This window comes from Bacillus gobiensis (assembly GCF_001278705.1).
GTDB classification, from domain to species: Bacteria; Bacillota; Bacilli; order Bacillales; family Bacillaceae; genus Bacillus; species Bacillus gobiensis.
In genome coordinates this window covers 686,937-706,705 of record NZ_CP012600.1, presented here as the reverse complement: position 1 = coordinate 706,705, position 19,769 = coordinate 686,937, and the positions used below count along the sequence as shown (strand labels likewise).

Below are 19,769 nucleotides of genomic sequence, written 5' to 3'. Positions count from 1 at the left end.
GCGGACATCCGATTCTTAGTCTGATTGTTCTTCAATCAATTTCCTGATATCTTGTGGAACCGGAGCACAAAAGGTTAACTTTTCCTGCGTTATTGGATGAAAAAAAGTGATCCACTCGCTATGCAGTGCCTGCCTGGCTATTTTTTCTTTTGATCCTCCATACAATGAATCCCCGCATAACGGATGGCCGTAGTGCTCCATATGGACTCTGATTTGATGTGTTCTTCCCGTTTCAAGCATAAGAGCGACAAGTGTTGTGTCAGCAAACCTTTTTAAAACGGTAAAACGAGTCACAGCTGCTTGTCCGCTTTCACTGATCTCCCGTTCAATAATGCTTGTTCCTTTTCTGCCGATCGGCGCGTCTATTGTGCCTTCATCCTTGGGGACTATCCCTTCCACAACCGCAATGTAAGACCTTTTCACCTTTCCTTCTTTTTGCGATTTTGATAACAAGGAATGAGCGAACCTATGCTTTGCAATAAGCATGGCTCCAGACGTGTCACGATCAAGCCGATTTACGAGATGGACGGTTGATTCAAAGTCCTTGGCAGCGTAATAATGGATCAATCCATTCGCGATACTGCCTGTAGGATGTTCCCTTGAAGGAATAGAGGAAACATACGGCTGCTTATTGATAAGAAGAACATGCTCATCTTCATATAAAATCGTAAGAGGGACAGGATCCGGCTCAAGGGATGAACTTACGAACTCAGGCGGAAACCTGACCGTAAGTTCTTCGCCGGCAGAGAGCTCGTGCCGAACGGTTACTGACTTCCCGTCAATAAGCAAATCCCCGCCGCTGAATTTGATATCAGTCAGCAGCCGTTTTGAGATTCCCATTTCGTTTAAATATTCTTTTAAAGCCATGCCTTGCTCTTTCATGGATATTGCTTTAGTTACTGAAAATTGACTCATGCGTTTATTCCTTTTTGCCGATAAACGAGTCAACAACCCGTTTCCAAAACGGAAACGGCCGGAACCTTGCAAACCTGACTACCTCGCTTGCGACGCGGCATTCTACCGATTTCACTTCCTTATGAAGCAAGGTTAAATGATCAATTGTAATTTGAAAGTCCACGTCATTCAATGGCTTAATGACACACGTATGGTGATCAGGCAAAATCAACGGCGAACCGACCGTCCGGAACACACGATTGTTGATCGACGCCATTTCCGCAAGCTGAATCGCCCGGATCGATGGGTGAATAATTGCTCCGCCTAACGCTTTGTTGTACGCTGTGCTTCCGGACGGTGTTGACATACATAATCCGTCGCCCCTAAAGGTTTCAAAAAGCTCTCCCCTGATTTCTACGTCAGCAACAAGGGATCCTTCTGTGCTTTTAATCGTGCACTCGTTTAAGGCCAAGTATTTTTCTTCCTGATTGCCATTAAGATAGCGGACAGTCACTTCTAAAATGGGATATTCAACTGTTTGATACGGAGTTTTGGCGATTGCGATTACCAGCTTTTCGATCTCTTCTGGCACCCAATCCGCATAAAACCCAAGATGGCCGGTATGGACACCGACAAAAGCCGTTTTATCCAATCGATGGCTGTATTTATGAAACGCATAAAGCAGTGTCCCGTCTCCTCCTACTGAAATGACAATGTCCGGCTCTTCCTCATCCATTTTCAAGCCGAAATCCTGAAGATAGGTATCGATTCTGCTTTTTAACTTGTCAGAAACTGAATCTCCTTTTGATGAAACTGAGAACTTCATCATCTCTTATCTCCTTTAGGTCCATGCTCTTTTTTTCTGAAAAATACAGCATGAGCTTCCTTAATTTCCTCACGAATTTCGGACATTTCGTCATCTAGCCTGGAAGCTGCATCAGATGCCCTTTGCAGTCTGTGCTTCACTTTTTCGGGTATATTACCGCTATATTTATAATTTAACGAGTGTTCAATTGTCGCCCAGAAATTCATCGCCAATGTGCGGATCTGTATCTCTACAAGAACCTTCTTCTCTCCTCTTGGCGTTTGCAATGGATATTCAGCCACTAAGTGATAGGATCTGTAGCCGCTCTCTTTTTGCTCGGCAATGTAATCCCTTTTATCGACAATTTCCATGTCTTTGCGTGCCAACAGCATTTTGATCACAATTCTTATATCTTCAACAAATTGGCACATAATCCGGAGACCGGCGATATCCTGCATCGTTTCAATATTATGTAATGGAATGCTTTTTCTTCTTGCTTTCTCCTTGATACTGGCTACAGGCTTTACTCTTCCCGTAACAAACTCAATCGGCGAATGATCAATCTCATAGTCATAAAGAGAACGCATCCCTTTTAGCTTCACCTTTAGCTCCTCAACTGCCTGATGGTATGGAGCCAAAAAAAGCTCCCATTCTTTTTCATCCATAAGACTCCCCCCTTGTTCGCCATTTTACAAAAAGGCATCGATCACCTTTTTTTCCATTTCCTCTCCGTAATTCGCATTATCTTTAATATTGCCCAATAAATAGGAAAGCTCTTCATGAATACCAGTCAGCTCTATTGTCCTGCTTCCTATTGATATGTAGACAGGCATGTCGCTTTCTAGGGCATTATTTACTTGCGGCCACACCTGCTCTTGTAAAATGGCATAATAAAACGCTTGTTTATATTCAAGCACATAGACAAAAGCGAAGTTGTCTGAATCGACGAGCATTTGTCCCGTGGCTTTTATTTCTCCTTCTAACTCTGCGGCGGAGCCGGACAGAATAAGGGCATTGTCTTTCATACTGGATTCTGTTAATTCAATTCTGTTTGGCATGTTGTTCTCCCTCCAAAAAAAGTACATTACCATTTTAGCATATCCAATAGAATATTGATAAACGTCAAGCAAGAAGAGATAATGGAACAAATACCTGGAATGAAAGAGGGAGAAAACTGATGCAGGAACTCGAAATTGAATTTAAAAATATGCTGACAAGGGACGAATTTCTACGAGTACAAAGTGCGTTTGCTATATCTGACAAAGCATTTTTCACACAGGAAAATCATTATTTTGATACACCCGATTTCAGGTTGAAGCAGGCGAAATCCGCTTTAAGAATACGGACAAAAAACGGACAAGCTGTTCTCACTCTTAAAGAACCGGCAGAGGTCGGCCTAATGGAAACCCACCAGGAAATTATAGACCTCAAACAGCTGAAGGAATTTTCGATTCCTGAGGGCCAGGTAAAGAAACAGCTGGAAAATCTCGGGGTTGACATTATGCGAATTGAGTATTTTGGGACGCTCACTACAAGCAGGGCAGAAAAAAAGCTGGAATCGGGTGTAATTGTTCTCGACAAGAGCCGATATATAAATAAAGAGGATTATGAATTGGAATTTGAAGTCAGCGACTACGAAAAAGGAAAGCGGGATTTTAAAGATTTGCTGTCCGAATTTCAGATTCCAGTCCGTAAAACAAAAAACAAAATCGTCCGCTTCTATGAAGCAAAAATGAACAAACAGCAAGGTGAGGAAAAATGAACGTAAACAATTGGACCGCCCTCCTTGAGCTCAGCGCTCTGAAAGCAATACAGCCGACTAACGGAACCTCCTCTGACGATACATTAACAGCTTTTAAAAATATTTTGTCCCAATATTTATCGGGAACGAATCAACCGACCGGCACCGTACCCTTTCCTCCAAATGTCAGCGGAAGTCCAAGACCTGAACAACTCCCCAATTCTATCACGGGAGGAATTCCATCAGCTTACGCAGGCCGTACACAGGAAATAAAAGAAATAGTGAAAGAGGCAGCTAAAAACTACGGAGTTGATGAAAAACTGATTCACGCCGTGATCAGCCAAGAATCCGGATATAAAAATCTTGCCGTAAGCGGAGCCGGCGCAATGGGTCTCATGCAGCTTATGCCGTCAACCGCCCGCTCTTTAGGGGTCAGCAACGCTCTTGACCCGAGGCAGAATATAGAGGGCGGCACAAAATATTTAAAGCAAATGCTCGATCAACATAACGGCGATGTTTCGCTCGCTCTTGCCGCCTATAATGCCGGCCCGGGAAACGTTCAAAAATATGGAGGAATTCCCCCGTTTAAAGAAACACAAAATTATGTCAACAAAATAACAACTGCTTATTACGGTTAAACGGAGAATGAATCTCCGTTTTTTTGTGTATGAATAACTTAGAAACGTGTACATTAGCTACCAGCCGAAAGTCAGTTTATTTGTAGATTTATGTCCCACTTGGTAAAATGAATTTACAAATGACTTATTAATAGGATCATCTAATATATTTTAAAAGGAGTAGTCAACATGGAACAATCGTTTAAAGCACCTTATGAAGCGATTGGAGAAGAACTTCTATCGCAACTTGTTGATACTTTTTATACACGGGTAAAGGAACACGAATTGTTACACCCGATATTTCCGGATGATTTGTCCGAAACAGCGAGAAAACAAAAGCAGTTTTTAACTCAGTATTTGGGGGGTCCCCAGCTTTATACTGAGGAGCACGGACATCCGATGCTGCGGGCGAGACATCTCCCCTTTCCAATTACGCCAGAACGAGCAGAAGCATGGCTTAGCTGTATGAAAGAGGCAATGGATCAAGTCGGCTTAGAGGGTGACATCAGAAAGTTTTTATTCGAACGACTAACCTTAACTGCACACCACATGGTCAACCAAAGGGACACGGAGGACGATCAGCATTGAGAGGTAACGGTAGCCGTTGTGACCAATATTTTTCCCATTGCCATGGTCACCCTCAAAAGCCAATTGAAATCTTCATGTTCATTGATCCCACAAACCCGGAGTGTTGGGATCTGGAACCGGCAATAAAGAAGCTGAAGATTCTATATGGAAGGTTTTTTTCACTTCGCCCGATTGTGATAGTATCAATTGCTACCTTAAATAATAAGACGAAGAAAAAAAATCTTTCCCGGGACAATATGGAAGCCGTGTCCGCCATGCCTTGTGATGCAGGATTGCAAAACGATTCACCACCTGCTTCCTACAATATCTCGCTTGCCTTAAAAGCTGCGGAACTTCAAGGAAGAAAAGCAGGGCTTCAGTTTCTCAGAAATCTGCAGGAAGTGCTGTTTGTCAAAAAACAAGATGTAACTAAAGAAAAAACACTTCTTCAAATTGCCGAAATGGCACGTCTGGATGTGAAGGAATTCAAAAAAGACCTGCATTCGGCAAATGCGATAACAGCACTGCAGTGCGACATAAAGATTGCCGCTGAAATGGATGTGAAGGAACTTCCTACTCTCGCTTTTTTTAATACACGCTATAAGGATGAGGGTCTAAAAGTATCCGGAAATTATCCGTATTACATTTACGAGGAAGTGCTGTTTGAAATGCTGGATGAGAGGCCGAAGCCTTCAGAAACTCCACCGCTTGAATTGTTCCTCGAGTACTTTCAGTTTGTGGCTGCACAGGAGATCGCAATCGTATATGATCTTAGTCTTGAAGAAGTTGAGCGGCAAATGAAAAGACTCGCTTTTGCGAACAAAGTCAAACGGGTTCAGGCTAAACAAGGAGTTTTCTGGCGTTATGTAAATTCTGGGATTTCTTGTTTTTTACCATTGTAATATGATATCGAACGGGCGAAGGGCCCGTTTTTCCTTGCAATCTTCAGAACATACGTTCTTTTACAGATACAAAGAAACCGCGCCGGGATAAGCGCGGTTCTTTTATGTCTTAACGACAACAAAGGGGATGGGAGAAATTATTCACGGTCAAACAAAGGGGTAAATGTTTGTATGTGATCAATTTCACATCTATATAGTATCAAAACTTGTCGACAATTGACAACCCCTTCAATTAAATTTCACAGATTTGTAACAAAAAAATTTACACTTTGCATCTAAAAAATTTGCACCCTGCTTCCTCTTGGACTAACTGGAGAGATGGACTCATAACTTTAAAAGGACAATACCTTTCACAGGAGGGAAAAATGATACTTCTTATAATCGGCATGCTCTCCGTTGTTGTTTCCAGCATAATGAATATGCTCGCCTTTTTGCATGTTTTTCCGCTGTACGTTACGATTCCTTTGTTGTTTTTATCGATTTTTTTTACGGTACACCAACTTAATCATCGAAAAACGTTTAAAGGGTTTTAAAAATCCGCCACGTGATGGGCGGATTTTCGTCAGTTTTTCAGCAAGAGCTCTTCTAGTTCATTTAACTGCTCTTCAAATACTTTACACGCTGCTTCAATCGGCTCTGGAGAAGTCATATCAACGCCTGCTTTTTTAAGAACCTCGATCGGATAATCTGAGCTGCCAGCCTTCAGATAATCGACAAATCGAGTTACGGCTGGCTCTCCCTCTTCAAGGATTTGATTGCTGAGAGCTTGAGCGGCGCTGTAGCCAGTCGCATACTGGTACACGTAGTAATTGTAATAGAAATGAGGAATGCGTGACCATTCCAAGCCGATTTCTTCATCGACCACAATCTCATCTCCATAATATTTTTTATTCAAATCATAATAAAGCTTTGTTAACAGCTCAGGCGTTAACGGTTCACCGTCTTGGGCTTTCTTATGAATCAAATGCTCAAACTCCGCAAACATCGTTTGTCTGAAGACAGTTCCTCTAAATCCTTCGAGCATATAATTTAAAAGGTAAAGGCGTTCTTTTTCTTCCTTTACTGTTTTCAACAAGTATTTTCCAAGTAACGCTTCATTCGTCGTGGAAGCAACCTCTGCGACAAAAATGCTGTAATTCCCATAAGGATATGGTTGATTGTTTCTCGTATAATAGCTGTGAATGGAATGTCCGAATTCGTGCGCCAACGTAAACAGATTGCTTACATTATCCTGCCAATTCATTAAAATATATGGGTTTGTACCATATGTACCGGATGAATAAGCACCGCTTCGCTTGCCTTTATTTTCATAAACATCAACCCATCGATTGTCCAGGCCTTCTTTGACCAATGAAAGATATTCTTCGCCAAGCGGCTCAAGTCCTTCGAGCATTTTTTTCTTCGCCTCATCATAGCTGACCTTCATTTCCACTTCCTTCACAAGCGGGGTATAAAGATCATACATATGTAATTCATCCAGCTCGAGCACTTTTTTTCGCAAAGCAACATATCTGTGCAGCAAATGAAGATTTTTATTTACGGTATTCACAAGATTTTCATACACTTCTTCGGGAATGTTGTTTCTGCTGAGTGCCGCTTCCCGTGCAGATTTATAGTTTTTTACACGCGCATAAAAATTATCTTTTTTTACGGTTCCGCTTAACGTGGCAGCAAATGTATTTTTAAAGCTGCCGTATGTGTCATACACCGCTTTAAAAGCTGCTTTTCGAACATCGCGGTTTTCACTTTCCATAAAGGTGATAAAACGTCCGTGAGTCACTTCCGTTTCATCCCCGTCTTCATCCGTAATTTTCGGGAAACTCAAATCGGCATTATTAAGCATGCCAAATGTATTATCGGAAGCGGACAGCGCATCAGATGCCTCCGCCAAAAGCGCTTCTTCCTTTTCGCTTAGTACGTGCGGGCGTTCCCTGTTAATTTCATCAAGTGCATGAGAATACAGGCGAAGCTCTTCCTTTTCAAGCAAAAATTGCTGGAGCTTATCTTCCTGAATGGAAAGAATCTCAGGCACCACATATGAACCAATGCTTGCAGCCTGCGTGTACAGATTGGCAGCCCGATCCTGCATTGCCTGATAAAACGAATTTCCGGTGTCCTGATCGCTCCGCATATGGGCATATGTATAAAGCTTGCCAAGCCTCTCCATTAGATGGTCCTGATACGTCAGGGCTTCATAAAGGTTATCAGCAGTAGCCCCTAGCTTTCCTTTAAATTCACCGAGTTTAGGAAGCGCTGCTTTTACCTCATCAAACTCTTTGTTCCAGTCTTCATCCGTTGAAAAAATATCTGTTAATCTCCATGTGTATTCCTCATTAACCTCGGATCTTACAGGAAGTTTTTTTTCTTTTTTCGTGTCAGTCATTTCAATTCCCCTCGCTTTCTTAAGAGTCAGTTTATCCAAGCCAATTGGCAAAACATTCAATAAACACCCCTTTAGATTATCTTGCTTTTTTTGACTGTCATTTGTCAACCCAAATGCAGGCCAGGTACCTATCATAAGAAACACTAGAAGCTCCGCAACCATTAAACTCTTTAAGAATCTGCTTATTTGGCTCACCTCTTTCTTTTAATAAAATGAACCAAATCAAGCTTTCTCATTCTTTTTTAGTCGTAAGTGAATGTCGTTGTCTTTTTTTAATAGTTCCTCCATTGATAAAAAAGCGAATGACATTTGATCAGTGATAAACTGCTCCTTTTCTCCCTCTTTAATAGTGCCGATCACCGCCAAGCCTTGTAAATATTCCAGAGTGCTTGTATATAGCGTATGTTCAGAAATGAACATCTTTCTTATTTTTATTTTTTTTGTTTTTACTAACTTTACAATCACTTTCTCAATCTCCCTAGCCGTCACAACGGACCTGCTGAGTAAATAAAGATAAATATAGCTTTGCCAAATGTATACGGGCGATGAGAAGTAGTGATTTGCAGAGAGCGGCAAAAACACCTCGGATGGAAGAAAAGGAAGTGTGACTTGAAGTTTCTCGTAGTATAGAAGGCGCAGTTCATTCACTTCTTTGGAAATTCTTTGCTTAGGCTTTAATCGGAAGTTCCTCACAACTCTGGGCCAGCTTTCCGGCGGACAAAAGGTGTCTTTTTTTCTTTGCAGCGTGTCCCGTTTCGCACGTTTTAAAGGTATATAACGCAATTCTGCACACGAAATTGAAGATGAGAAGACAGTCATATGATTCAAACGGATAAACGCCTTGGCGTTGGGGCAATAAAACAGCAGGGCAGACGGCGGATCGGTATAAGAAGAAAACTGTCTGAGGAAATCAGAAATTTGAAAAACTCCGTCTGACACACGCTTTAATCGATTTGCGCCAATAATCCAAACCGGTTCAATCTTAATTCCGATATAGCTTGACGTCCGTTTTTTATAATCCGGATAGCTTAAAGGGGAACATTGAAACTCCAATGCGGCAGGGTTATTTTTTTCTCTAAGGAGCAAATCAGGCCTTTGATTAATGGCCGGTAAGTACGGTTCAAGCTCAGGATCTTCACCCAATCTGATCAGCCAACGGTACAACTGCCTCTTTCCTTCCAAATGAAAATCGGATTCAGGCTCTCCTCGATAAGGGCAATGATGGTTGCGCTTATGTGAGAAATGAAAAATCTTAATCTGACCCAGCTTTAAATCTACTTGCTCTTTACATACCGGACAATAAAAACTGTGATCAGTACGCCATTTTTTTAAAACGTCAGATGAATAGTCATCAGCTAAATAAATTAGCTGTTGATCGTCCCGCCTTGCAGATAACAACAAACCACTCCTTTCTCCTGTTGATACGAATCATTTCAACAAGAAAATGCCTGTCCCCTTTTATTTATTGAAAACAGCCTTTTGGGACGTGATAAAAGGGTTATCGTGCTATTGGAATAGAAAATGAAAGGGTTGTGGCAGCTGATCATAATTGCTGAGATCGCAAATACATTGAGTATTGCCAATTGGGGATATGTGAAATTAACCTGCGGAGCCAATATAAAAAGGTGACTCAATATATGAGCCACCTTCTCATTCCATTATTATGAAAAATGCTTTTTAATAGTGTGGAGTGCATGTTCCGCCGTGATAAGTGTTCCGTATTCTTCAAGCCTGTGAATTGTTGCGTTTGATTCAGATCCAAATTCTAAAAACAGGCTTAATTGATCTTCGACTTCATGGTCGGAAAGTTGTTCAAAATCTATATATAGGTAATACGTATTCTCTAATGAATAAAGAGTTGTCTTGCATCCGCTGAATTGATGCTTTGCTAATGAAACGAGATCTTCAAAGTCTGCAAATTTAAGAACAAATTGCAGCTTCGTTTCTTCATTTTCTATCTCATCAGGCTTTTCTTCATTGTCTAAATCATTTAGTAATGAATTCAACTGCTCAGCTTCTTGACTATACTTTTTATCTTCAGGAATCGGCAATTCGAGCTTTTGTCCATCCTTAGAAAGCTGTGCTCTTGTCACAATAACTTCCAATCCTTTATCAAGTGCTTGAACTTGTATCCAAAGTGGACCTTCTACTGAAAATTCTTCCTCATCATGCACTTCATCCATCATTTCCCAAAATAATTCTTCGCTTTTGTCACGGTTATACCAAATTTCTTCACGGTCAAAGCCGCGATCTTCCAAATCATTATACGAAATATAAAATTTAACCGTATGCTCATTGATTCTTTCGATTTCCATCTTGCCAACCTTCCCTTCTATTTAAGATTTTGAAGGGACAACTAAGCTCCCGATTACTAGATACTTTACTACATATTACCCTTCTAAGTCCACAACTTAACCATCTTGGCATGTAACGTTATAATTTTATTTTATGACACTTTGAAGAGAAATGAAACGAAAATGCTTCAACCTGCTGCAGGTCAGTTCAATATCATATTTTTCATGTTCGCTCATACACTATCTGTACAAGCAGACAAGGATAAAAGTGAGGGACACAAATGGAACATGAATTCTTCTTTGCAGTCATTACCATTATCGGAATTGACTTAATTCTCGGCGGCGACAACGCACTTATTATTGCCATGGCGAGCAAAAACCTTTCAAATAAAGATCGCAATAGAGCCATTGTCCTGGGAACAATCATTGCCGTACTTCTTCGGATCTGTATGACCAGTGCCGCCGTATATCTTCTGACAATCCCTTATTTGCAGCTGGCAGGCGGTATTCTGTTGCTTTACTTAGGCTACCATTTACTGGTTGAAGACAGTGAATCAAAGCAGGTGAAAAGCAGCCCATCCATATGGAAAGCCATTCGAACCATTGTACTTGCAGACCTTTTCATGTCATTTGACAACGTAATCGCTGTGGCAGGAGCTTCTCACGGCAACTACCTCCTTGTCGTACTTGGCCTAATGGTCTCTGTACCCGTTATTATATGGGGCAGCAAGCTAATTTATAAGGCAATGGGCAAATTTCCTTTTCTTATTTATGTCGGCAGCGCCCTTTTAGCTTATACAGGCGGTGAAATGATCACAAGAGAGCGGAAACTCGCCCAATTCTTTGAAGGCCAAGACGTGCTGCCCGTTCTATTGCCAGTCCTGTCGATCCTCTTTGTTCTCCTGGCGAGTATTTTTTACGAACAAAGTGTACATAAACAGTAAATACAAAAAGAAGACTGAACGGATCAGCCTTCTGCTATATTTTTAGTTCGCAAGCCTTTGGGCTTCTTTTAATTGGAAAGAACGAACTTTTCTTGGCAAAAATCTGCGGATTTCGTCTTCGTTATAGCCGACTTGCAATCTTTTTTCATCAATAATGATCGGGCGGCGTAAAAGACCAGGATGCTCATGGATTAATTGATATAGCTCTTGAAGCGGCATCGTCTCCACATTGACATTAAGCTTTTGGAACACTTTGGAGCGGGTAGAAATGATTTCATCCGTACCGTCCTCAGTCATTCGCAATATTTGTTTTATCTCATCAATTGATAATGGTTCTGAAAAAATATTTCTTTCCTCAAACGGAATCTCATGTTCTTCCAACCATGCTCTTGCTTTTCTGCATGAGGTACAACTAGGTGATGTGTATAGTGTCACCATGATCTTCACTCCTCTATAAGTAGAATGAATTAATGTTAAATTGAATTCCTAAATAGAAATTAGTTTAAAAAAGGAATCTTTATAGGGTATTATACTATAAAAAAGTAAGTGTGAATAGGTCTAAAAGGAATATTTGTGACAAAGAAGCAACTTTTTTATTCATTTGACCAACTTTTCATTCTCAATTAGTCCAATTGATCGAAAATGTTCTTTTGCTTATCATCCTCAATCACTTTTAGAACTTGGTCAACTTGCTCGTACGATTCGCCGTACCACTCTTTGTCTTTATATGTATGAATTTTTTCATACATCTGTTTCATGGCGCCTAACACTACTTCCTCGGTGTTTGATTCCGGCGACCAATACAAAATTTCCAATTGATTAACTTCATTCGTAGCTAGAGACCTTCTTCTGTACCCAATTGACTTGGCATGCTTAAAGTTTTGCCTTTGATAAAATTTTAAACGTTTGGCTGTATCCTTGTCATTTTCATCGACGGGTTCTACCTCAAGCAAAACAGGTTTATGTTTCTTTTTTAGCTTTTCAAGCAGCTTGCTGCCAAGCCCTTGTCCTCTAGCGTCTTTTGAAACGTATAAGTAATCAATAAATATGAAGTTTTCAAACTCAGCATACATTAACACATGGTGAGGACCTTCCTCTTTATGATAGATGTCGCTTTGTTCCTTAAGTAAAGCTTCCATATGTTCCTTCGACTTCATTTCTTCAATTGGAAAATACTTACTGAGTTTTTCATACCAATTCATCGATCTGCTCCTTACGTTCACGTATTCACTTTTAAACATACCCTATTTCAAATCGTTTTAAACGATTTGCCCTATATACAGTAAGACGATTGATCAACAGAAAGGTTTCAATTAATTTTGTATAATAATGCGAGTGGATTTGGATTGTGATTATTTTATGGCATAGGGAGTTTTTCCCGTACAGTTAACTCATCATATTCTTGTCATTTAATTCGAAATAAAGGGGGTTTTTCTTATGTATTTCTTGTCATTCACCTGATTAATGAGAAATATTGCAATATCTGCATTCGTAATTTTTGTACCTGGCACATCTGTTAAATTTTCCTTTATCACTCCCGTTTCTGAACCTTCAATAACAAATGGCAACCGTACAAGTGTCCATTTAATATCGCTTTTTAAAAGAATGCTTAGTTCCTTTTTTTTATCTATCATCATTTTAGGAAATAAGACTTCAAATATTTTCGCTCCTATTCTATTTATCATTTTCTTGCTATCACCTTTTATATTTAGTGATGCTCCTGTAACACCAATATATCTTTTAATTGCAAATTCTTTCATTAAAGATAGGACATCAGCAGTTACACTGCTATATATAGGGACATCCTTTACCGGTTGTCCCAGGGTATTGATAACAATGTGACAATCTTTGAGCAGCAGACGTATAGAATCTATGTTTTGAGCATCGCCTTTTACTATCTCAATTCTGTTATCATTATACGCTAACTTAACTGGGTTCCTGACAAGCATACGAACTCGGAAGCCGTTTTCTAAAGCTTTTTTCGCTATGTAATAACCTACTTTGCCCGTCCCCCCGATTATTGCAATTCTACAAGAATCCTCCAACAAAATTCCTCCAGCAAATAATATTTTAAGTCTATATGATATACGGTGTGACATGATTTTAGTTTCAAATTTTACAAAATAATATATTTTCCTCTAACTTTTTTGTCAGAATCGTTGTCGTTTGTTAGAAGATAGGTTCATTTAAGATGAAACAAGAGAAGAGTGATTTTAAATGATAGTTGAACAGAACATTGTGCAATATAGAATAAATAAAACCCACTGATTATTGTATCAGCAGGTTCTATTGATGGTTTTAACGTCTGTTGCTTTTCGGGTCAAATGCGTCACGAAGGCCGTCACCGATGAAGTTAATGCTGAGCACAGTTAGGAAGATAGCCAGTCCAGGCGGCAGCCATGCTTCCGGACTATTGCGCAAAATTCTTATGCTTTGCGCTTCAGACAGCATATTTCCCCACGTCGGCGTAGGTTGTGGAACTCCAAACCCAATAAAGCTAAGCGCTGATTCTATGATGATCATTGTCGCCATCAACAGAGTCGCATTTACAATAATTGGTCCAATCGCATTCGGAATAAAGTGCTTAAAAATAATCCGGATATCGCTTGCTCCAATCGCCTTTGCGCCTACAATGAATTCTTGTTCCCTGAGCGATAAATACGATCCGCGAATAACCCTCGCCAGGTTTGGCCATGTCGTTAACGCTATCACTGTTACCATAATTGTAATGTTAGTCTTTTGCAGAACAGCGACAATCGTTAGCAATAATACAAAAAACGGAAGGGTAAGAATAATGTCTGCAATACGCATAATTAAACTGTCAATTCTTCCGCCATAATAGCCAGCTATCGAGCCAAGAATAACACCAATTATTACGGTAGAAAGCATAGCGCTAAATCCAACAATCAAAGAGATGCGCCCACCATATAAAAATCGCGCCCAATTGTCTCTTCCCGAGCTGTCCGTTCCTAACGGATGGTCAGCGGAAGCCGGCCGTTCTACCAGCAATAAGTCAGCTCTTGTAGGGCTATGATTAGTAATAATTGGGGCGAGCAGCACAAGGATGACAATCAATCCTAAGACAACTAATCCTGCTACTGCCAATTTGTTTTTCAAAAATCGTTTACTTGCGATCTGAAACGGGCTTTTGCTCTTTTCAGAAGAAGTTAATGGTTGAATCTCCGGATTTACTTCGAGCTGGTCCTCCGGATTCGGATTAAGTTGCATCACTGTTTCACCTCAATCATAGCGGATTCTTGGATCGACAATACTGTAAAAGATGTCAGCCAATAGGTTCCCTAATAGAATAAAAAAGCCGAGCATTAAATTAATTGCCATAATCACCGAATAATCTCTGTTGCCAATAGACTGTAAAAATAACGTCCCAAGGCCAGGATAGTTAAATACACTCTCTACAACGATAGCTCCACTTAAAAGATAACCAACTTCAAAACCCAATAAAGTAATAATGGGAATGAGGGCATTTCGGAGCGTATGTTTGTAGAGTACATTATTATCGCTCATTCCTTTTGCTTTTGCCGTACGGATATAATCACTTGCTAAAACGTCAAGTACTTCCGAACGCATATACCTCATGTAGCTTGCTGTTCCCGCGAGGCCGAGTGTAAATCCGGGCAGAATCAAGTGATGAAGCCTGTCGAAAAACAAGCTGATTCCACTCCCTCCTGGACCTGAAACGGAGCCTTGCGAAGGAAACCACCCTAATGTAAGGGAGAAGATATAAATTGCTATTAAGCCAAAGAAAAAGTTAGGGATAGACAAACCGAAGAATCCAACTGCAGTTGTGGAATAGTCTAATAGAGAATAAGGCCTTCTGGCCGAATAAATACCAATCGGGATTGAAATGACCACAGTAATAAAAAGGGAAAACAACCCTAAGCTCAGTGTATTTTGAATCCGGTCGCCGATCAAATCCGTAACTGCACGACCTTTATAAATAATTGAATTCCCAAAATCTCCTTGAACGACATCGCCAAGCCAGCGGAAGTATTGAATATGGATTGGATCGTTTAATCCAAGCTCTTCTTTCATCTGCTCAAACACTTTCGGATCGACATTTGGATCCAAAACTCTACCAGCAAAAGGATCTCCCGGAGCAGTCTTCATAAGCGCAAATACAATAATTGTAAGAGTAAGCAGCATAGGGATAAATACGAGAATCCGGCGAAATATATATTTATACAACTTTTCCCCTCCTTTTCCTTCCGAAAAGCGAATATCAGCCGTTCAACAAACCTTGTCCGCTTTTTTAATCATAAAAAAGGAAGGAGCATGCGGCGTTTTTCGCGCACGCTCGCTCCACTTAAGATTTTGTGCCTTTAATTTTGACTAACCCACCATTTGTGCGTTTTATTTAACATAGAGTATGGAAGCGGCTCTATACCATGAAGACGATTATTATGAGCCCATAAGTCATTCGGTGCATACAAGATAAAGGCAGGCATTTCATCCTGGAATTTTACTTGCCAGTCGCTGAATACTCCATCACGGAAATCTTTGTCTAATGCATCAGGAGGTGTATTTGCTTTTTTAATTAAATCTTCTGCTTCTTGATTATTCCAGCGTCCATAGTTATAAGCAGCTGGTGCTCCATATATCCCGCTTGGATCTGGATCTGTCGAGCTTAGCGACCAGCCGATCAAATACAAATCCCAATCAAAATTGTTCTTTTCTAAGCTCTCAAAATAGGAAGCTGCTTCCATCGGCTGGCGAAGATCTATTTTAATGCCGACGTCTTCTAAAAATTGTTTAATGATTGGCGCGGATTTTTCACGTGTTTGGTTCCCTTTCGGATAATTAAGGTTCAACACCCATTCCTTTCCTTCCGGATCCTCACGGAAGCCGTCACCATTTGTATCTTTATATCCTGCTCCGTCAAGCAGTTCTTTCGCTTTATCCGGATCAAACTTATACTGATTTGGTTTTTCTTCATCATACGCTGAGAAATTTCGGGGAATCGGTGAATTAACTACGTCCCCGTGGCCATAAAGCAGCCCATCGATTAATTTTTGGCGATCAACTGCATATGCAATCGCTTGTCGAACTTCTTTGCTTTGAAGTTTTTTATTTGGCACAAATTGCTCCGGCTTAATCACACCGGCTTGGGCGTCTTCTTTTGAACGATGGTTAATGCTCATCCCCATGATTTGATAACCAAATTGCGGCTGCTCAATAATACTGATATTTTCCATATCCTTAACTGTGTCGTAATCAGCTGGAGGGAAACCGTTGGGATCAGCAACAAAGTCAACTGAACCTGATTCAAGCTCACCTAAAATAACTGATTGCTCCATTACTCTCCATGTAACTTTATCCAAATAAGGCTCACCGTCAAAATAATCTGGGTTCTTTTCAAGTACATACTGCTCGCCTTGAACCTCTTGTGCGAATTTAAATGGACCTGTTCCGATGACCTTGCCTGCTTCTCTTGTTTCCGGCGCTTTCGGTATATCTTTCACCGGGATGTCTTTAAAAATATGCTCCGGAATGATTTGCAGGCTCGCGTCAGACAATGCTTGGATGTTTGACTCTTCAAAATAGAATGTTACTTTGTTATCTCCATCCGCAACTACGCCTTCGAATTTATCCGTTTTGCCTGTTGAATAATCTTGATAACCTTTTAAACGAACAACATAATCCGTACGAATACCGCCGGCAGCAACGTAATCCGGATCAGAAATGGTTTTATAGGTGAAGACAACGTCATTAGCTGTAAACGGTTCGCCGTCCTGCCATTTCACTCCTTCATTTAGCGTGAAAGTGACGGAGGTTTGATCTTCGCTTAAGTCCCAGTCTTTTGCCAAAGAAGGCAAAAATTCAAGTTTATCATTCTGCGTAATCAATCCGTCATGAGTAAATTGTAAAATATTGTTCTCATACGAACTGGAATAAAAAATCGGATTGAAAACACCTTCAGGAGGCGTATCCATCGCTCCGACAAGCTCCCCGCCTTTTTGCGGTTCGCCTGCGGCTTCACTGCCGCCTTCTTCATTTGAAGAAGAATTCGAATTACATGCTGCAAGGATAAGGACAAATATCAAAAGCAGCGGCCAAAGTTTCTTTCCTTTCAAGTTGAACACCCCTCTAATTTTTTTATCATTTCAAATCATTTTTCAGTTGGTGCACTATATCCTCATATCACCCCCTTACCTAGTACCCATAGCACTATTCCTTAGGTTCCGTGTACAAATGGCAGGCTACATAGTGTCCGCTGCCGATATCAGTTAATTCGGGACGGACTTCTGCACAACGTTCATGCGCTTTTGGACAGCGTGTGCGAAACGCGCATCCCGATGGAGGGTTTGATGGGCTTGGCAAATCTCCTTTTAAAATAATCTTTTCTCTTTTTTTCCGGACATCCGTTGTAGGCACTGAAGATAAAAGCGCTTTTGTATAAGGATGCAGCGGTGCATCGTAAATCCTTCCCTTTGGTGCAATTTCAGCGATCCGGCCGAGGTACATAACTGCTACCCGGTCGCTGATATGCTTGACGACACTTAAATCATGAGCAATAAATAAATAGGTTAGTTTAAACTCGTCCTGAAGATCGGCCATCAAATTCAATACTTGAGCCTGGATCGACACATCAAGCGCTGAAACCGGTTCGTCGCATACGATAAATTTAGGATTAAGAGCAAGCGCGCGGGCGATGCTGATTCTTTGCCGTTGTCCCCCTGAAAACTCATGAGGGTATTTAAACTTGTCAGCCTTGCGAAGGCCAACTTTCTCCAACAGGCTGTCTACCTTATCTCTTCGCTCATTTTTACTTAAGGAGGTTTGGACAACTAGAGGCTCTTCAATTAATTCGGAAATGCTCATTTTCGGATTAAGCGAAGCAAATGGATCCTGGAAAACGATTTGCATATCGCGCCGGTATGGGCGAAGCTTTCGGTTGTTTAAACCTGTTATATCTTTGCCTTCGAAGACAATTTGACCTTCTGTCGGATCCAGCAGGCGCAAAAGGACACGTCCAAGCGTAGATTTTCCTGATCCAGACTCGCCGACAACCCCAAGAGTCTCACCGCGCTTCACATCAAGGCTTACACCGTCTACAGCTTTGACGTGCCCAACTGTGTGCTTGAGCACTCCGCCTTTTATAGGGAAATACTTCTTTATGTTTGTCGCATGTAAAATATAATCTTCTTCCGCATCTTTATGTAATTTCTGGAGATCGTTTTCAACTAAAGACAATGTCCTAAGCCTCCTTTTCGTATAGATAGCAGCGAACCTTATGATCGTATGAGGTTTCGATTAAACTCGGATTTTCCCCTCTGCAAATTTCCATTACATGCGGACAGCGATCTGCGAATCTGCAGCCTGTCGGGAAGCTGTAAGCTGGAGGAACGGTTCCTTTTATCGCTCCAAGCCGTTTCACATCTTTATCCAAGCTTGGAAGGCTGGCCAATAGTCCTTGTGTATAAGGGTGTTCGGGGTGTTCGAACAAGTTTTGCGTATCCGTACTTTCAACAATTTGACCGCCGTACATCACCATGACACGGTCTGCGTATTCTGCTACGACTCCTAGATCATGAGTGATTAATAGAACAGCCATATTAAATTTTTCTTTCATTTCATTCATTAAATCCAAGATTTGTGCTTGAATCGTGACATCCAGCGCAGTTGTAGGCTCGTCTGCAATCAATAGCTTCGGCTCGCAGGAAATGGCAATTGCTATCATTGCCCGCTGTCTCATTCCCCCGGAAAGCTGATGGGGATATTCATTCATTGTGGCTTCTGCTCTTGGGAAGCCTACTGTTTTAAGGAGCTCGATTCCCTTTTTGCGTGCTTCGACTTTTGATATTTTTTTGTGTTTTACTAATGTTTCGACAATTTGATTTCCAATAGTGAACACTGGATTCAACGCAGTCATAGGCTCTTGGAAGATCATAGCGATATCATTTCCTCTAACCTTAGACATTTGCTTATCACTGAGCTTTACTAAATCCTCACCGCCGAAAACGATTTCCCCTTCTTTTATTTTTCCAGGTTTATTGATTAATTGCATAATAGATAGTGAGGTAATGCTTTTCCCGCTTCCGGACTCCCCAACTAGTGCTAAAGTCTCTCCTGGTTGAATTGAAAAATCAACATTATCGACGGCTTTCGCAACCATTTTGTTTTCTAAATAGAAATAGGTCTTTAACCCTTTTACATTTAAAATTGCATTTTGAGCCATTCACTTCACCTCGTGATTCAATATGTCCGCCAAGTAGTCTATCAATTTATATTTAGAAAAAGTATACATTCAAGCCAGAATTTTTTCAATATAAAAAATAATAAAAATATTAATATTTTTGAAAAATATGACGTTTCAAATCAAGATAAAAGAACTAAAACCTTAGAACTATTAAGTCGGTTGAAAAGCAAAAAAAAATAATAAAATGAAACCAGTTAAAACGTTATCACTTTAAGACGTTATAGAAATAGAGAGGTAAAGAATCAAAAAGGAGAGCTTTCTACAGCTTCGATACTTTTGTTTATCCAGTCTTACGATTCACCTATATCTTGCTAAAATAAAATATCATCAAAAAACTATTTTATTCACAAATATATTATCAGACCATAATTTATGCATCTATGCATTTGTCCGTACTGAGTAGA

General features: G+C 40.5%; 21 protein-coding genes. 6 read left to right on the top strand and 15 right to left on the bottom strand.

All coding sequences use genetic code 11. The annotated features are described in order from the left end of the window. Positions 1–15: 15 nt before the first annotated feature. The 4 genes from AM592_RS03460 to AM592_RS03445 are packed head-to-tail and all read right to left on the bottom strand — an operon-like array spanning position 16 to position 2,757. Positions 16–915, bottom strand: coding sequence for an RluA family pseudouridine synthase (locus tag AM592_RS03460; RefSeq protein WP_053602490.1), 900 nt, complete (start codon positions 913–915; stop codon positions 16–18). A 4-nt stretch (positions 916–919) separates the two neighbouring features. After that, positions 920–1,720: an NAD kinase gene (locus tag AM592_RS03455; RefSeq protein ID WP_053605967.1), complete on the bottom strand. Its 801-nt coding sequence runs from the start codon at positions 1,718–1,720 to the stop codon at positions 920–922. Further along, a complete protein-coding gene (locus AM592_RS03450) occupies positions 1,720–2,364 on the bottom strand; it encodes a GTP diphosphokinase (protein WP_053602489.1) in 645 nt (214 codons plus the stop codon). The genes AM592_RS03455 and AM592_RS03450 overlap by 1 nt, the downstream gene beginning before the upstream one ends. A 24-nt stretch (positions 2,365–2,388) precedes the next feature. Then, positions 2,389–2,757: a UPF0738 family protein gene (locus tag AM592_RS03445; RefSeq protein ID WP_053602488.1), complete on the bottom strand. Its 369-nt coding sequence runs from the start codon at positions 2,755–2,757 to the stop codon at positions 2,389–2,391. 116 nt (positions 2,758–2,873) lie between these two features. Between AM592_RS03445 and AM592_RS03440 the strand changes: the two genes are divergently transcribed. From AM592_RS03440 to AM592_RS24305, 5 genes are all read left to right on the top strand, one after another. Further along, positions 2,874–3,461 (top strand): CYTH domain-containing protein, encoded by a 588-nt coding sequence (locus tag AM592_RS03440; protein ID WP_053602487.1) that lies wholly within the window; start codon positions 2,874–2,876, stop codon positions 3,459–3,461. Next, positions 3,458–4,078 carry a lytic transglycosylase domain-containing protein gene (locus AM592_RS03435; protein ID WP_053602486.1) on the top strand — a complete coding sequence of 207 codons (621 nt, stop codon included), beginning with the start codon at positions 3,458–3,460 and terminating at the stop codon, positions 4,076–4,078. The genes AM592_RS03440 and AM592_RS03435 overlap by 4 nt, the downstream gene beginning before the upstream one ends. A gap of 168 nt (positions 4,079–4,246) precedes the next feature. Next, on the top strand, positions 4,247–4,645 hold the full coding sequence (locus AM592_RS03430; protein ID WP_053602485.1) for a globin domain-containing protein: 399 nt from the start codon (positions 4,247–4,249) through the stop codon (positions 4,643–4,645). Next, positions 4,642–5,526: a ClpXP adapter SpxH family protein gene (locus AM592_RS03425; protein WP_053602484.1), complete on the top strand. Its 885-nt coding sequence runs from the start codon at positions 4,642–4,644 to the stop codon at positions 5,524–5,526. Before AM592_RS03430 ends, AM592_RS03425 begins: the two co-directional genes overlap by 4 nt. Positions 5,527–5,891: 365 nt before the next feature. Beyond that, the gene (locus AM592_RS24305; protein WP_098945189.1) at positions 5,892–6,059 is read left to right on the top strand and encodes a hypothetical protein; all 168 of its coding nucleotides are present in this window, start codon (positions 5,892–5,894) and stop codon (positions 6,057–6,059) included. Between the two features lie 29 nt (positions 6,060–6,088). Here the strand turns inward: AM592_RS24305 and pepF are convergent, their stop codons facing one another. From pepF to mecA, 3 genes are all read right to left on the bottom strand, one after another. Beyond that, complete coding sequence (gene pepF, locus AM592_RS03420) at positions 6,089–7,909, bottom strand: oligoendopeptidase F (protein ID WP_098945285.1); 1,821 nt, start codon at positions 7,907–7,909, stop codon at positions 6,089–6,091. 222 nt (positions 7,910–8,131) lie between these two features. Continuing rightward, positions 8,132–9,310 carry a competence protein CoiA gene (locus AM592_RS03415; RefSeq protein ID WP_082363679.1) on the bottom strand — a complete coding sequence of 393 codons (1,179 nt, stop codon included), beginning with the start codon at positions 9,308–9,310 and terminating at the stop codon, positions 8,132–8,134. Between the two features lie 260 nt (positions 9,311–9,570). Then, positions 9,571–10,224, bottom strand: a complete 654-nt coding sequence (gene mecA, locus AM592_RS03410; RefSeq protein ID WP_053602481.1) for an adaptor protein MecA — start codon at positions 10,222–10,224, stop codon at positions 9,571–9,573. A 260-nt stretch (positions 10,225–10,484) separates the two neighbouring features. On the opposite strand from mecA, the gene AM592_RS03405 reads away from it, so the two are divergent. Then, entirely contained in the window at positions 10,485–11,147 is a 663-nt protein-coding gene (locus AM592_RS03405) for a TerC family protein (RefSeq protein ID WP_053602480.1), read from the top strand. Positions 11,148–11,189: 42 nt separating this feature from the next. Here the strand turns inward: AM592_RS03405 and spx are convergent, their stop codons facing one another. The 8 genes from spx to AM592_RS03365 all read right to left on the bottom strand — a co-directional run bounded on the left by spx (position 11,190) and on the right by AM592_RS03365 (position 19,344). Next, a complete protein-coding gene (spx, locus tag AM592_RS03400) occupies positions 11,190–11,585 on the bottom strand; it encodes a transcriptional regulator Spx (RefSeq protein ID WP_053602479.1) in 396 nt (131 codons plus the stop codon). Positions 11,586–11,770: 185 nt separating this feature from the next. Next, the gene (locus tag AM592_RS03395) at positions 11,771–12,349 is read right to left on the bottom strand and encodes a GNAT family N-acetyltransferase (RefSeq protein ID WP_053602478.1); all 579 of its coding nucleotides are present in this window, start codon (positions 12,347–12,349) and stop codon (positions 11,771–11,773) included. A gap of 207 nt (positions 12,350–12,556) precedes the next feature. After that, on the bottom strand, positions 12,557–13,192 hold the full coding sequence (locus AM592_RS03390) for an NAD(P)H-binding protein (protein WP_053602477.1): 636 nt from the start codon (positions 13,190–13,192) through the stop codon (positions 12,557–12,559). Between the two features lie 253 nt (positions 13,193–13,445). Next, complete coding sequence (gene opp4C / locus AM592_RS03385; protein WP_053602476.1) at positions 13,446–14,375, bottom strand: oligopeptide ABC transporter permease; 930 nt, start codon at positions 14,373–14,375, stop codon at positions 13,446–13,448. A gap of 12 nt (positions 14,376–14,387) precedes the next feature. After that, positions 14,388–15,353 carry an ABC transporter permease gene (locus AM592_RS03380; protein WP_053602475.1) on the bottom strand — a complete coding sequence of 322 codons (966 nt, stop codon included), beginning with the start codon at positions 15,351–15,353 and terminating at the stop codon, positions 14,388–14,390. Between the two features lie 134 nt (positions 15,354–15,487). Next, positions 15,488–17,239, bottom strand: coding sequence for an ABC transporter substrate-binding protein (locus tag AM592_RS03375; RefSeq protein WP_053602474.1), 1,752 nt, complete (start codon positions 17,237–17,239; stop codon positions 15,488–15,490). 94 nt (positions 17,240–17,333) lie between these two features. Then, positions 17,334–18,359: an ABC transporter ATP-binding protein gene (locus AM592_RS03370; RefSeq protein ID WP_053602473.1), complete on the bottom strand. Its 1,026-nt coding sequence runs from the start codon at positions 18,357–18,359 to the stop codon at positions 17,334–17,336. A 4-nt stretch (positions 18,360–18,363) separates the two neighbouring features. Further along, positions 18,364–19,344 carry an ABC transporter ATP-binding protein gene (locus AM592_RS03365; protein WP_053602472.1) on the bottom strand — a complete coding sequence of 327 codons (981 nt, stop codon included), beginning with the start codon at positions 19,342–19,344 and terminating at the stop codon, positions 18,364–18,366. Positions 19,345–19,769: the final 425 nt, after the last annotated feature.

What these genes read in the sequence shown, in the direction of transcription:
- opp4C (WP_053602476.1), bottom strand. Translation starts at nt 14,375, where the DNA reads ATGCAACTTAATCCGAATCCGGAGGACCAGCTCGAAGTAAATCCGGAG.
- AM592_RS03460 (WP_053602490.1), bottom strand. Translation starts at nt 915, where the DNA reads ATGAGTCAATTTTCAGTAACTAAAGCAATATCCATGAAAGAGCAAGGC.
- AM592_RS03455 (WP_053605967.1), bottom strand. Translation starts at nt 1,720, where the DNA reads ATGAAGTTCTCAGTTTCATCAAAAGGAGATTCAGTTTCTGACAAGTTA.
- spx (WP_053602479.1), bottom strand. Translation starts at nt 11,585, where the DNA reads ATGGTGACACTATACACATCACCTAGTTGTACCTCATGCAGAAAAGCA.
- AM592_RS03450 (WP_053602489.1), bottom strand. Translation starts at nt 2,364, where the DNA reads ATGGATGAAAAAGAATGGGAGCTTTTTTTGGCTCCATACCATCAGGCA.
- AM592_RS03435 (WP_053602486.1), top strand. Translation starts at nt 3,458, where the DNA reads ATGAACGTAAACAATTGGACCGCCCTCCTTGAGCTCAGCGCTCTGAAA.
- AM592_RS24305 (WP_098945189.1), top strand. Translation starts at nt 5,892, where the DNA reads ATGATACTTCTTATAATCGGCATGCTCTCCGTTGTTGTTTCCAGCATA.
- AM592_RS03445 (WP_053602488.1), bottom strand. Translation starts at nt 2,757, where the DNA reads ATGCCAAACAGAATTGAATTAACAGAATCCAGTATGAAAGACAATGCC.
- AM592_RS03395 (WP_053602478.1), bottom strand. Translation starts at nt 12,349, where the DNA reads ATGAATTGGTATGAAAAACTCAGTAAGTATTTTCCAATTGAAGAAATG.
- AM592_RS03405 (WP_053602480.1), top strand. Translation starts at nt 10,485, where the DNA reads ATGGAACATGAATTCTTCTTTGCAGTCATTACCATTATCGGAATTGAC.
- AM592_RS03430 (WP_053602485.1), top strand. Translation starts at nt 4,247, where the DNA reads ATGGAACAATCGTTTAAAGCACCTTATGAAGCGATTGGAGAAGAACTT.
- mecA (WP_053602481.1), bottom strand. Translation starts at nt 10,224, where the DNA reads ATGGAAATCGAAAGAATCAATGAGCATACGGTTAAATTTTATATTTCG.
- pepF (WP_098945285.1), bottom strand. Translation starts at nt 7,909, where the DNA reads ATGACTGACACGAAAAAAGAAAAAAAACTTCCTGTAAGATCCGAGGTT.
- AM592_RS03365 (WP_053602472.1), bottom strand. Translation starts at nt 19,344, where the DNA reads ATGGCTCAAAATGCAATTTTAAATGTAAAAGGGTTAAAGACCTATTTC.